Source organism: Proteus vulgaris (assembly GCF_016239305.1).
In the GTDB taxonomy this organism is placed as follows: domain Bacteria; phylum Pseudomonadota; class Gammaproteobacteria; order Enterobacterales; family Enterobacteriaceae; genus Proteus; species Proteus vulgaris_C.
Genome location: NZ_JAEHOQ010000013.1, coordinates 71,669 through 85,309, shown reverse-complemented (window position 1 = coordinate 85,309; position 13,641 = coordinate 71,669). Strand labels below are relative to the sequence as shown.

Here is a 13,641-nt window from a genome sequence, read left to right as displayed (position 1 = left end):
ATTTACTCTTTATCTTCGCTAACTTCTTTTTGAGTTACTGCAATTGCTAGCTCTTTTAAAGAATCAGCATTAGCAAAACTTGGTGCATTAGTCATTAAGCACGCTGCAGCTGTTGTTTTAGGGAATGCAATAACATCACGGATATTATCAGTTCCGGTTAACAGCATCACTAAGCGGTCTAAACCAAAAGCTAAACCTGCATGTGGTGGCGTACCAAATTTAAGTGCATCTAATAAGAAACCAAATTTTTCTTGTTGCTCATCTGGTGAAATACCTAAAATGCTAAATACCGCTTGTTGCATTTCATTACGGTGGATACGAACAGAGCCACCACCGACTTCATAACCGTTGATAACCATATCATACGCATTTGCTACCGCACCCACTGGATGTGCTGTCAGCTCAACAGGTGATAAGTCTTTTGGTGAAGTAAATGGATGGTGCATTGCACTTAGGCTACCTGTTTCTTCATCTTCTTCAAACATTGGGAAGTCGATAACCCATAATGGTTTCCATGCATTTAAGTCTGTCAGCTCAAGATCACGACCGACTTTCAAACGCAGAGCACCCATTGCATCACTCATAGTGCCTTTACGACCCGCACCAAAGAAGATTAAATCACCATCTGTTGCGCCTGTTGTTTCTAAAATAGCGTTAACAACATCGTTAGTCAGGAATTTAGCAATTGGGCTTTGTACACCTTCAATGCCTTTAGCACTTTCGTTGACTTTCATCCACGCAAGGCCTTTAGCCCCGTAAATACCAACAAATTGTGTATACTCATCAATATTTTTACGGGTTAATGATGCGCCACCTGGCACACGCAGTGCGATAACACGGCATTTTTCATCATTGGCGGCTTGTGCAAATACGCTGAACTCAACATCTTTGACTAAATCAGCAATGTCTTTGAGTTCCATTGGGTTACGTAAATCTGGTTTGTCTGAACCATAACGACGCATTGCTTCAGCAAAGGTCATGACGGGGAACGCGCCTAAATCGACATTAAGAATATCTAACCATAATGCGTGGATCATACGCTCCATCACTTCGCGCACTTGATCTGCGCTCATGAAAGAGGTTTCAACATCGATTTGTGTAAATTCAGGCTGACGGTCAGCACGTAAGTCTTCATCACGGAAGCATTTTACGATTTGATAGTAACGATCAAAGCCAGACATCATTAACAGCTGTTTAAAAAGCTGTGGTGATTGTGGTAATGCGTAGAACTTACCTTTGTGTACACGACTTGGTACTAAATAGTCACGCGCACCTTCTGGTGTCGCTTTTGTCAGCATTGGAGTTTCGACATCAAGGAAACCTTCACCATCCATAAAACGGCGAACAAAGCTTGTGATTTTAGCACGGGTTTTTAAGCGCTCAGACATTTCAGGGCGACGCAGGTCTAAATAACGATAAGTTAAACGACGCTCTTCAGTATTTGTTTGATTGCTATCTAACGGTAATGGCTCTGAACGGTTAAAAATAGACAGAGATTCTGCCGCTAACTCAATTTCACCTGTTGCCATATTCTTGTTAACTTGGCTATCAGGACGAGCGCGTACTGTTCCTGTGACTTGAATACAAAATTCATTACGCAGTTCTGATGCCTGAGAAAATGCCTCTTTCTGCTCTGGGTCAAAGAAGACTTGAACAATACCTTCGCGATCTCGCATATCAATAAAGATAAGTCCACCTAAGTCACGGCGACGGTTAACCCAACCACAAAGAGTCACTTTTTGGCCCACATGGGCACTATTCAACTGCCCACAATAATTAGTACGCATACAATATCCTTTTACTCAGCTTGTTGTGCTTTCTGCTGCGGAAATTTTGGCAATAGTCTTTTTCGAGTAGTGTCAAAAAAAAGGCAGACATTATAACGAAAATTCTTCCTGGAGATAAGAGTATAGACCTAGTTTATATGATACATCTTTTCAAGGATTTGCTAATCCCCAAACAATTAATTAATAATAATTATTTATAGCGACAGAAGTCGCTTTGAGGTTTATCATTAAATTCGCCGTTTTTTGGCTTTGGCAATGGAGAAAAGATGGTTAGCTCGCTTTATATCGTACTGGGCGCACTATTATTGATTAAATTGTCCCTCAATGTCGTAAAACTCAGAACACAATATCGGGTTGCTTATGGTGATGGTGGCTTTTATGAATTACAAACAGCCATCCGTGTTCACGGCAATGCGGTAGAATATATTCCTATTTCCATGATCTTATTGCTGGTCATGGAAATGAATGGTGCTTTTGTTTGGATGGTACACATCTGTGGCTCAATTTTAATCGCAGGTCGCTTTTTACACTCTTATGGATTAAAACACCGTGAACTTCGTTGGCGTCGTTCAGGCATGGCTGCCACTTACTTATCAATGGTATTGATGATCATTGCTAATATTTATTTCCTTCCTTGGATACAAATCTTTTCCTTTTATTATTAAGTCCTCGTGGGAATAACATGATCATCCATGATCAAAACCGACTTCCTTGCTGTTGTGTCTAATAACGGCAAGGTATCAAAAAGGTTTATTTATTTTTTCCAATTTCTTTCTAAATAATGCAACTTTGTGAGCACCGTCGCTTCTGGTAGAATGCTTGCTTCTTTTATTCCTTAAACCTATTTTAGTTATGTCGAATTCAAAATCATCACAACAAGACAGCTTATTTGCGACACCTATTGCAAACCTTGGTGACTGGCGCTTTGATGAAAAAGTCGCTGAAGTGTTTCCTGATATGATAAAACGCTCAGTACCCGGTTACTCAAATATCATCTCTATGATTGGTATGCTTGCAGGTCGCTTTGTTACACCCAATAGCCAAGTCTATGATTTAGGCTGTTCTTTAGGTGCGGCTACCCTTTCTATGCGTCGCAATATTAGCGTGACTGGTTGCAAAATTATTGGTGTTGATAATTCACCGGCTATGGTAGAACGCTGTCAACGCCATATTGATGCCTATAAAGCAGATACTCCCGTCAATATTATTGAAGGTGATATTCTTGATATTGAGATCAACAATGCCTCAATGGTCGTACTTAACTTCACCTTACAATTCTTAGCACCGAGCGATCGCCAAATATTATTAAACCGCATTTACCAAGGCCTTAATCCCGGTGGAGTGTTAGTACTTTCTGAAAAATTCAGTTTTGAAGATAAAGAAATTGATGAATTGCTGTTTAATATGCACCATGATTTCAAACGCGCTAACGGTTACAGTGAATTAGAAATTAGCCAAAAACGTAGCATGTTAGAAAATGTTATGCTGACAGACTCTGTTGAAACGCATAAAGCTCGCTTACATAATGCGGGCTTCCCTCATGCAGAAGTGTGGTTCCAATGTTTTAATTTCGGCTCTCTCTTAGCGATTAAAGGCAATAACTAATGATTAATTTTGGTTCGTTCTATCAACTTATTGCGCAAGATGAGCGCTTATTTCATTGGTTAGATACATTGCCTGCTCAATTATCAGAATGGCGTTCAAATGCGTTACACGGTCACTTTTCCTCATGGGAAAGAATGCTCGAGGGTTTGCCAGAAATAACCCCTACTGAACTTGATTTAAAAAATGGTGTAATTGCCAATAAAATTCCCTCATTAAGTGCAGGCGAACAACTGGGTTTAAATAATATTCTGAAATCCTTAATGCCGTGGCGAAAAGGTCCTTTCTCCCTTTATGGGGTCGATATTGATACAGAATGGCGCTCAGATTGGAAATGGGATCGTGTTTTACCTCACCTTTCTCCCCTTGAAGGCCGTTTAGTATTGGATGTAGGTTGTGGCAGTGGCTATCACATGTGGCGAATGCTAGGTGAAGGTGCTGAATTTGTTGTGGGGATCGATCCTACTCAACTTTTTTTGTGCCAATTTGAAGCAGTCAGAAAATTATTAGGGAATGATCAACGTGTACATTTAATTCCTGTTGGTATTGAACAAATGCCAGAATTAAAAGCCTTTGATACCGTATTCTCAATGGGTGTGCTTTATCATCGTCGTTCACCGCTTGATCATTTATGGCAATTAAAAAATCAATTGGTTTCGGGCGGTGAATTAGTATTAGAAAGCCTCGTTGTTGATGGTGATGAATTTCAATGTCTGATCCCTGGTGAACGTTATGCACAAATGCGTAATGTGTACTTTATTCCATCGGCAAAAATGCTAAAAGTTTGGCTAGAAAAATGCGGCTTTAAAGATGTACGCATTGTCGATGAAAACACAACTTCTCTGGATGAACAACGTAAAACAGATTGGATGATAACGGATTCATTAGACGCATTCTTAGATGTTGATGATAAAACAAAGACAGTTGAAGGTTATCCGGCACCTAAACGTGCGATATTAGTTGCAACTAAACCTTAATTTTTATTTATTGTAAGCGTGCTACAGATGATCATCATAAAAAGGGTATCTTATAGAGATATCCTTTTTTCTATATTAATTGTATTTTTAAAATTACTTTTTCTAACTTAAATATTGTTTATAACTATAAAATTGGCTCTATAAAAGATCATCATGGCAAAATATAAAGAAATTAAACAAGCTAAACAAAAAAGGATCGCACAACAAAAGCAGCAATCTCTTGTTCTTAATAAGCAACGAAAAGAGAATGAAAAACGAGAGATGTTCTTTTCTAAGCCAAATTTTTCAGAAGAAGAATCACCCGTTATAATCACACCATTACAGCGTAAAATCAGTAAGTTATTCTCTTGGTTTGATTATTTTACTCAATTCTTCTATATCGCTTTCATTATTACCGTTTGGTGTTATCCCGCGTTATTTAGTGTTCAAACCATTTATAATTTAACCGTTATTTTTATCTTCGAATTTATTCTTGTTCATTCAGGCCTATTTATGGCTGTATTAGCACGCACTAAGCTTGTTTTTGTTCTTATCCCTGTTTATAGCTTATTTGCCTTTATAATTAATAGTTTTGTCATGGGTGATGAAAATATTGTACTTTGGCTCTACGCTGTTATCGTCGCTAACCGTCTTATTGGTAGCTATCAAACGAAAAGTAGAGAAGCTAGGAATAAAAACATCCTTAATTCCGCATATATGACGCTTAATTTTCTCTTTTGTATCTTCTTAATTGCAATAATTCAATTTGTTGTTCCTTATGGTGGTTTAACACCTGAATATTTAGATAAAGTAAATTATTTAAATTTAATTACTTCACATAGTGAATATTTTAATGCACCTCATGTCGGTATGGCGCTAGGTACACTTTTATATACCATTCCTTTTATTTTCCTAACGATTACAATGTTTTCACCTCTTTATAAAAAAATTAAGTTTAAATTTATTTATAACAGAGAAAAAACAACCCGAGGATCACGACATTAATCGCCTATTGATCAGGAAATGTTTATCGCTATAATAGGCGGGTTACATACGTATCCTATTTTATTTTTTAAGAAGGCACTTCCCTACGATGAATTAAATTCTGCCAGAAAATTTTTCAATTACCTTTTGGGGTATTCATTTTCTGTTACTGGCAGACAATAATTTATTTCGTCGCATCTAGAAAAAGATCTCGGCTGTCTGCCACCTATTTCGCTTAGGAGGTATTACTATGACAATAGCCTGTCACTTCTCACAACTTACTATCGAATTTAATCAAGAACGTCTTTTTCCACCATTAACTCGCTCATTAGCTTGTCAGCAAAATGCATTAATTGGCCATAACGGTAAAGGAAAATCCATACTACTACGATTATTAGCACAAAAAATAATGCCTTCATCCGGGCAAGTTAATTGGAATATGCCTTTTGTCCACATTGATCAATTAACGCGACTACAAGGTAATACACTTGCCCAAGCGTTAGATGTCGATGAAATTTACCAAGCTTTTCAACGTATTGATAATGGCACTGCAACATTAGAAGATATCGAATTAGTTGATGGAAAATGGCAACTTCCTGTTACTTGGCAGAATTTATTAGATTCAGCACAACTCCCTGTCGCATTAGATACTCCTATTGAGCATCTAAGTGGTGGAGAACAAACACGTTTAGCACTTTGTCGCGCTTTTTTATGCGAAGAGAGTTTTCTTCTGTTAGATGAACCTGATAATCACCTTGATTATCAAGGACAGCAATGGCTAATAAAACAATTGGCTCAACATAAGTCAGGATCGCTTATCGTAAGCCATAATCGGAATTTACTCACTTATGCAGACACTACTTTAGAGTTAAGTGAGAAAGGTTTATCTGAATATGGTGGAAGTTATGCTTTATATGAGACGCAAAAAAGTGCAGAAATAGCATCGTTAGAAGCCGCCAGCGATCGATTAAATAGCCAAATTAAAAATGAAAAACGCCAACAACAAGCCACCTTGCAAAAAGCAACGCAACGTAAACGCCAAGGTGAATCAATCAGACAAAGTGGCTCTCAATGCCTACTTTTACTAGATATGCAAAAAAACAGAGCAGAACAACGCCAATCTGCTGTAGCAAAACGGCATCAGCGTGTAATAGAAGATATGCAATATCAAAAACAAGGTGTTGATGAAGAAAAAGTACATGTTCATCAGCAGAAAATGGTATTGAATTACCAAAGTGATGGTCATCGTTTAAATGTATTTGTTGATAATCTTCAGCTTCCATATGGTTATCAACGCCCCATTTCATTTTCAGCTTACGGTAATGAGCATTGGCATATTAAAGGTAAAAATGGGTGCGGAAAATCGACATTATTAAAATGTTTGATCCAACAATTTAGCCCTCGTTCTGGTGAGTTTCGGCTCAACAAAGATTATTGTTATCTTGATCAACATCTTGCTTTACTTGATAAAACATTACCAGTTGCACAAGCATTACACCAATATCAACCCGCTATTTCTATCGAACAATGGCGCACACGGCTGGGTATGTTAAGAATTAGAGGCGATAAATCATTGCTCCCGCTTGAAAAGCTAAGTGGTGGCGAGCAATTAAAAGCAACGCTATTGGCTTTAACACATAGTCCAATCCCCCCAGCAGTATTATTGCTTGATGAACCAGATAATCACCTTGATATTGGATCTAAACAGTTATTGGAAAATCTACTCATTGAATATCAAGGTACATTGTTACTGGTTTCCCATGATGAAGCCTTTGTTGAACGTTGTGGTATAACACATACCTTAGTATTAGATGATATTGCATAAAAAAACTGCGCTATAAAAGGCGCAGTTTTAAAATCTGTCACTAAAGCTAATTAAAATTAAGAGGCTAATGGCGTATAAATACTCATAATATCTTTCATCGCTTCAACGGTATCTTCATCCACACAATAATGGGTAAACTCATCAACTTCACTGTCTGAGCTCATTGTTACACCTGCTTTACGATAAATCATTGTTGAGGGTGCGACTTTGCCTGCGGAGCTATGTATTTCTTTTAAACCTGCATCTAAGAATTTTTGGATATTACTTAATCTTACGCCTGCTCCCGCCATAATTACGGGGCCTTTTGTTTTTTCATTTAATATTCGTAATAAAGGTAAACCTAATTCCGCATTCGCCTGTTGACCTGATGTTAGAATACGAGAAACACCTAACTGTGTCAGTTGTTCTAACCCTAATAACGGATTAATACACATATCAAAAGCACGATGGAAAGTAATAGCTAATGGGCCTGCAAGCTCCATTAGGATTTGCATTTTAGGTAAATCAATATGTCCTTCTTCATTTAATAGGCCAACAACTGCACCTGGAAATCCCATATCACGAATAAGACTAATGTCATTTTTCATTGCTGAAAAATCAGCTTGAGTGTAACAAAAATCTCCCCCACGAGGGCGAATAATAGGATGAACGGGAATATGAACCAGATCCCTGACTTGTCTTAGCATCCCAAAACTTGGCGTAATACCACCTTCTGATGGACTGGTACATAGCTCAATTCTATCTGCACCTGCTCGCTCTGCCACCAGCGCACACTCTGCGCCAAAACAACAAATCTCCAACGTAGCCATATCATCCCTCTTTATCCTTAAGACAGAAAGTAATCAGAAAATAAATATCATTTCTTAGCGATTACTAACAATAGTTGTCGAATATCATTATTCATTCAATTTCACTATCAGAGTTTTGTGCTGACACAAGCAAACTATTTTCTGAAAGTGTCGTTCAACACTCACTTTCTACGATTTCAAGTAACGAATAAGGATGATACTTCACTGTCACTTTACCATTAGAAATAGCCACAGTAGGATTTGGTAATCGTTCTTTTTCGCCTTTTGGCTCACTGATTTTTAAGCTAATGTTCTCAGGTAAAGGGGAAAGCAAAAATGACATAACGTTATTGACTAAACCAGTAGGCTCAACAGGGATCACTTGCTCAATATGTTCCCAACCTTGGTACTCATATATTTTATGTGTTGGGAATGGTAATTCAACAATAGAAACGGCTTGATTTAAAACCATTAATGGGGTGTCTAATTGAAAAAGATAAATTGGGCGTCCGTTAATAATATTATCAGAAATACACTTTCCACATTGACTAAGGCCTTTTCGCCATTGTTCAGCCAATGTTAAATCGTGACAACGTAACGAAATATGATCAGTAAGATAAAGTGTGAAATTTAAACCTAACTGATTGGCAAGCTGTGTCATTTTTTCTTCAAATTGTGGAAGCTCGTGAGTTAAATCATTTAATTGAGGAATTGAAGAAAATAACGCCATTTTGAGTAACCTTAATGAAAAAACAGAGAAAAAACCTTAAAGATAAGGTTCAGATGGTAGCATGTTCTAGCTGGAATATGTTATAAATTCAAGGTTAATCCTAATTCTTTATAATAAACCTGTCAGACTTTTGTCGTCAGGTTTTATTTTCTCAATAATTTAAGGTAACCCGGTGAATATTCAGGCTTTTCTTTCAGAAAAAATCAGTGTGGCAATGTGTGCTGCTGGCGCACCCGCTGATAGCGAACCACTTGTCCGCCAGTCAGCCAAAGCGCAATTTGGTGACTATCAGGCAAATGGTGTCATGGGAGCAGCAAAAAAAATGGGGATCCCACCCCGACAACTCGCAGAGAAAATTCTGGAACAGCTTGATATTACAGGTATTGCAGATAAAGTTGAAATCGCGGGTCCCGGTTTTATCAATATCTTCTTATCGCCACAATGGGTTGCAAAGCAAGCAGAAGACGCATTAGTCGATGAACATCTGAATGTAACATCAGTTACACCTCAAACTATTGTTATTGACTATTCTTCTCCAAATGTTGCAAAACAAATGCATGTCGGCCACTTACGCTCTACGATTATTGGAGATGCAAGTGCGCGTACATTATCTTTTTTAGGTCATAATGTTATTCGTGCCAATCACCTTGGTGATTGGGGTACGCAATTTGGTATGTTAATTGCGTATTTAGAGAAAAAACAAAACGAAAATGCCGCAGATATGGCGTTATCTGATCTCGAAGAGTTTTATCGTGAAGCAAAAAAATGCTATGACGAAGATGAAGTCTTTGCAGAGCGCGCGCGTAATTACGTTGTAAAATTACAAGGCGGTGATGAGTATTGTCGTACAATGTGGCGCAAACTTGTTGATATCACCATGCAACAAAACCAAGTGACTTATCAGCGTCTTAACGTCACATTAACCGAAGATGACATTATGGGTGAAAGTCTGTATAACCCAATGTTACCCGGTATTGTTGCTGACCTAAAAGCAAAAGGCCTTGCTGTAGAAAGTGAAGGTGCAACGGTTGTTTTCCTTGATGAATATAAAAATAAGGAAGGCGAACCTATGGGTGTTATCGTTCAGAAAAAAGACGGTGGCTACCTTTATACGACAACCGATATTGCTTGTGCTAAATATCGCCACGAAAATCTACATGCTGATCGCGTTCTCTATTATATCGATTCTCGTCAACATCAGCATTTAATGCAAGCATGGACTATTGTCCGTAAAGCAGGTTATATCCCAGATTCAATGTCTCTTGAACACCATATGTTCGGCATGATGTTAGGTAAAGACGGTCGTCCATTTAAAACACGTTCTGGTGGTACTATTCGTTTAACTGATTTACTCGATGAGGCACAAGAAAGAGCACGTACATTAATTGCTGAAAAAAATCCAGATATGGATAAAGATGAATTAAATAATGTTGCTCGCGTTGTCGGTATTGGCGCAGTGAAATACGCTGACTTATCTAAAAACCGCACAACAGATTACATCTTCGATTGGGATCTGATGTTAAGTTTTGAGGGTAATACTGCACCTTATATGCAATATGCTTATACTCGCGTTGCTTCAATTTTTAAACGTGCAGATATTGATGAAAACTCATTAACTCAGCCTATCACATTAGCGCAGTCTCATGAAAAACAACTTGCATTACGTTTAGTGCAATTTGATGAGACCATCATGCAAGTTGCTCGTGAAGGAACACCTCATGTAATGTGTGCTTATCTCTACGATCTGGCACAAAACTTCTCTGGTTTTTATGAAAACTGCCCTATCTTATCTGCTGAAGATGAAAACACTCGCCAAAGCCGTCTAAAACTGGCTCGTTTGACTGCGAGAACCTTAAAGCAAGGTTTAGATACGTTAGGGATTGAAACGGTCGATAGAATGTAATTAGCTAAAGTATGCAAATTACAGAGACAAAAAACCGATGGCATTTAACCATCGGTTTTTTATATATTAATTCTTAATTCAATATAGCTAAAAACCACTTCAAACAATTACTCAATCTAACTTCCAATGCTACTTCGTCATTAATCTTCATTAGCAGTTATAACATCCTGACACAATAGACCTCTGATATCTTTTGCCTCAATCCAACCATCAACACTATCTATTGGTTTGCTTGGGCTATAAAGGCGATCGTTAACGTCTTTAGCCGTGAATGACAGTTGCTCATTTGTCTTGTCAAATACACCCACACAGTTAACTGGCGTTAATTTTGAGGTATTGATTTTCCCATCAGCAGTACAGCCAGCAAGAAATAACGTAGCTAATGATACAGAAATGATAATTGCTTTTTTCATAGTAGCTCCTTGACACTCTTTTATTTTTATTTTTACTAAAAAACCATCTAATTGATTATTTAGTAGTCTTTAAACTAGAAATATCTAATAGTTTATAACTGCCTTGAGTATAGCGAACAAATAGAGAAATATTTGAGTTATTGAGCTATTAATGAAAAAAACAAGAACATTGCGAAGGATTTGAAAAGAGAGGGAAAAACAGAAAACAATAGCGGACAAATGAAAGCAATAATTAGTGTACCATACCGAATTACCAGTAATCTAATTATCTATTAATAATAGATTTAGCATTAATTTCATTATTCACACGACTTATTGTTTACTGCTTATCCCCAGCAATCGTATTACCTATTTGAAGCGCAGACAAAATAGATATGATCACTTTCAGTAGTACTGAACGATAACAAGCAAATAACTTTACAGTCACGGTTAATCTACCTGAATAAAGAAATAATAATATGTTTTAAATCAAAAAAATTAAATGTTTTAAAATATACTGCAATATTTTGAAATATTTGCAATATCTCATCATTAAGTAAGAAATATTTAACAGATGTGTCATTTTTTAAACCTAGACAACACCAGAGAGTTTATCTAAAAAAAGATAATTCGTCAAACCATAAGTACTTAGAATATAGCGTCTATTTTTTTACTTTATGTAGAATGGTCGTGTAAGTAAACAAATTGTCTAAAGATATTCCGGATGATTAATGATTAGCATAATTTATATATTTAGCTTAAAAAACACATTTTAATGCCGAAAAACTGTATAAACCATTCAGAAATTGGAAAAAAAATTTAATAAAAAAATAATACAGAAAAAAATTTTCTTTGTGTTTTTATCCTTTTTTTCTTTTTGGACGGCATTGAGCCAATCGAATTAAATGCCCAAAGTGTGATCAATGTTGCATTATAAATAGTCTAAAAATAGAGAAAGGATCTAAATGAGAGGAATAGTACTGATAAAAATATTGTTAATTTAAACCTCCCCCGCTTTTATATAAAAAGCGGAGGAGCATATTTCATCAACTATAAAGCACGTAAAGAAAAGTGACGAGGCCTAAAACCTAATACATACAAGGCAACAAAATAACTGCCAGCCCCAACCACAACGACGAGTAATAGACGTAAAATACGCATAAGCATACTTCCGATATCCCAGCTTGGCATGATCCATAACATTCCAACTAAAACTGCCCCCATTACCACCAACGCAATTGTTAGTTTTAACAAAAAAACTGGCCAACCCGCCAAAGGTTGATAAATATCTTTTTTACGAATTTGCCAAAATAACATAGAGGCATTAAAACAAGCTGCAATACCAATCGAAAGCGCAAGGCCAACGTGCTTTAGGCTACCAACAAATGCGAGATTCATTAATTGTGTCAGTATTAATGTTGCGATAGCAATTTTTACAGGCGTTTTAATATCCTGACGAGAATAGAAACCCGGTGCTAAGATTTTTATGATAATAAGTCCCATCAGCCCAACACAATAAGCGATTAACGCTTGCTGTGTCATTAATGCATCATGAGCATTAAAATTACCATACTGGAATAAAGATGCCGTTAATGGCCCTGATAATACAGCTAAACCAATCGTACAAGGTAATGCTAATAAAAAGCACAGTCTTAATCCCCAATCCATCAGTTTTCTATATTCTTCAGTATTACCACTAGCAAAACTTTTCGATAACGAAGGTAATAAAATAGTGCCTAATGCAACTCCTAACACACCCGTCGGTAACTCCATAAGACGATCAGCATAATACATCCAAGAGACCGAGCCAGACACTAAGAAAGAAGCAAAAATTGTATTGATAATTAAAGATATTTGACTAACTGAAACACCTAAAATAGCAGGACCCATTAATTTTAAAACACGCCAAACTCCACTATTTTTAAAAGAAACTCGAGGTAGTACAAGCATACCGATTTTTTTCAAATGCGGTAATTGATAACCAAGTTGTAAGATCCCACCAGCAACAACCGCCCATGCCAATGCCATAATTGGCGGATTACAATAAGGTGCGACGACCAAAGCAAAAAATATCATACTGACATTGAGTAATGTCGGTGCAAAAGCAGGCACTGAAAAACGGTTCCATGTATTTAAAATAGAGCCTGTTAATGAAGCCAAAGAAATAAGAAAAATATAAGGAAACGTTATCCGTAATAAATCAGTCGTAAGTTGAAACTTATCTGGCGAGCTACTAAAACCGGGTGCTGTAACATAAATGACCCATGGTGCAGCAATAATACCAATCACGGTAACAACGGCAAGGATCAGTGTTAGCATACCTGAAATATAAGCAATAAAAGTACGTGTTGCTTCATCACCTTGCTGACTTTTATATTCAGCTAATATTGGCACAAAGGCTTGAGAAAATGCCCCTTCTGCAAAAATACGACGAAGTAAATTCGGTAATTTAAACGCAACAAAAAAAGCATCGGTTGCCATACCTGCGCCAAAAATACGCGCAATAATTGCATCACGAATGAATCCTAAGATCCGTGAAAACATAGTCATGGAACTCACTGCGGCCAGTGATTTAAGTAAATTCATAAAGTCATTCTAATTTTTGTTGAATGGAATAAAAAGAAAGGGACTATACTCCGTCTCTAACATCGAAAAATCAATCATCAATTGGCTA

The 13,641-nt window shown here is 37.1% G+C and carries 11 protein-coding genes; 6 read left to right on the top strand and 5 right to left on the bottom strand.

What is annotated here, in order from left to right; translation table 11 throughout:
• Positions 1-2: 2 nt before the first annotated feature.
• On the bottom strand, positions 3-1,787 hold the full coding sequence (aspS, locus tag JEP40_RS11095) for an aspartate--tRNA ligase (RefSeq protein ID WP_198623605.1): 1,785 nt from the start codon (positions 1,785-1,787) through the stop codon (positions 3-5).
• Positions 1,788-2,053: 266 nt separating this feature from the next.
• Between aspS and JEP40_RS11090 the strand changes: the two genes are divergently transcribed.
• The 5 genes from JEP40_RS11090 (at position 2,054) to JEP40_RS11070 (ending at position 7,154) form a co-directional block, all read left to right on the top strand.
• Positions 2,054-2,452 carry an MAPEG family protein gene (locus tag JEP40_RS11090; RefSeq protein WP_023582071.1) on the top strand — a complete coding sequence of 133 codons (399 nt, stop codon included), beginning with the start codon at positions 2,054-2,056 and terminating at the stop codon, positions 2,450-2,452.
• A gap of 187 nt (positions 2,453-2,639) precedes the next feature.
• Complete coding sequence (cmoA, locus tag JEP40_RS11085) at positions 2,640-3,392, top strand: carboxy-S-adenosyl-L-methionine synthase CmoA (RefSeq protein ID WP_198623604.1); 753 nt, start codon at positions 2,640-2,642, stop codon at positions 3,390-3,392.
• Positions 3,392-4,366: a tRNA 5-methoxyuridine(34)/uridine 5-oxyacetic acid(34) synthase CmoB gene (cmoB, locus tag JEP40_RS11080; RefSeq protein ID WP_198623603.1), complete on the top strand. Its 975-nt coding sequence runs from the start codon at positions 3,392-3,394 to the stop codon at positions 4,364-4,366. Before cmoA ends, cmoB begins: the two co-directional genes overlap by 1 nt.
• Positions 4,367-4,519: 153 nt before the next feature.
• Complete coding sequence (locus JEP40_RS11075; RefSeq protein ID WP_198623602.1) at positions 4,520-5,350, top strand: hypothetical protein; 831 nt, start codon at positions 4,520-4,522, stop codon at positions 5,348-5,350.
• Positions 5,351-5,579: 229 nt separating this feature from the next.
• The gene (locus JEP40_RS11070; RefSeq protein ID WP_198623601.1) at positions 5,580-7,154 is read left to right on the top strand and encodes an ATP-binding cassette domain-containing protein; all 1,575 of its coding nucleotides are present in this window, start codon (positions 5,580-5,582) and stop codon (positions 7,152-7,154) included.
• A gap of 56 nt (positions 7,155-7,210) precedes the next feature.
• Here the strand turns inward: JEP40_RS11070 and cutC are convergent, their stop codons facing one another.
• Both cutC and JEP40_RS11060 read right to left on the bottom strand, forming a co-directional pair.
• On the bottom strand, positions 7,211-7,963 hold the full coding sequence (cutC, locus tag JEP40_RS11065; protein WP_198623600.1) for a copper homeostasis protein CutC: 753 nt from the start codon (positions 7,961-7,963) through the stop codon (positions 7,211-7,213).
• A 154-nt stretch (positions 7,964-8,117) separates the two neighbouring features.
• Positions 8,118-8,672, bottom strand: a complete 555-nt coding sequence (locus JEP40_RS11060; RefSeq protein ID WP_198623599.1) for a VOC family protein — start codon at positions 8,670-8,672, stop codon at positions 8,118-8,120.
• Positions 8,673-8,844: 172 nt separating this feature from the next.
• On the opposite strand from JEP40_RS11060, the gene argS reads away from it, so the two are divergent.
• Positions 8,845-10,575: an arginine--tRNA ligase gene (gene argS, locus JEP40_RS11055; RefSeq protein WP_198623598.1), complete on the top strand. Its 1,731-nt coding sequence runs from the start codon at positions 8,845-8,847 to the stop codon at positions 10,573-10,575.
• A 140-nt stretch (positions 10,576-10,715) separates the two neighbouring features.
• Here the strand turns inward: argS and JEP40_RS11050 are convergent, their stop codons facing one another.
• Positions 10,716-10,988 carry a hypothetical protein gene (locus JEP40_RS11050; protein WP_198623597.1) on the bottom strand — a complete coding sequence of 91 codons (273 nt, stop codon included), beginning with the start codon at positions 10,986-10,988 and terminating at the stop codon, positions 10,716-10,718.
• 1,029 nt (positions 10,989-12,017) lie between these two features.
• Entirely contained in the window at positions 12,018-13,553 is a 1,536-nt protein-coding gene (gene murJ, locus JEP40_RS11045) for a murein biosynthesis integral membrane protein MurJ (protein WP_198623596.1), read from the bottom strand.
• Between the last annotated feature and the right edge of the window lie 88 nt (positions 13,554-13,641).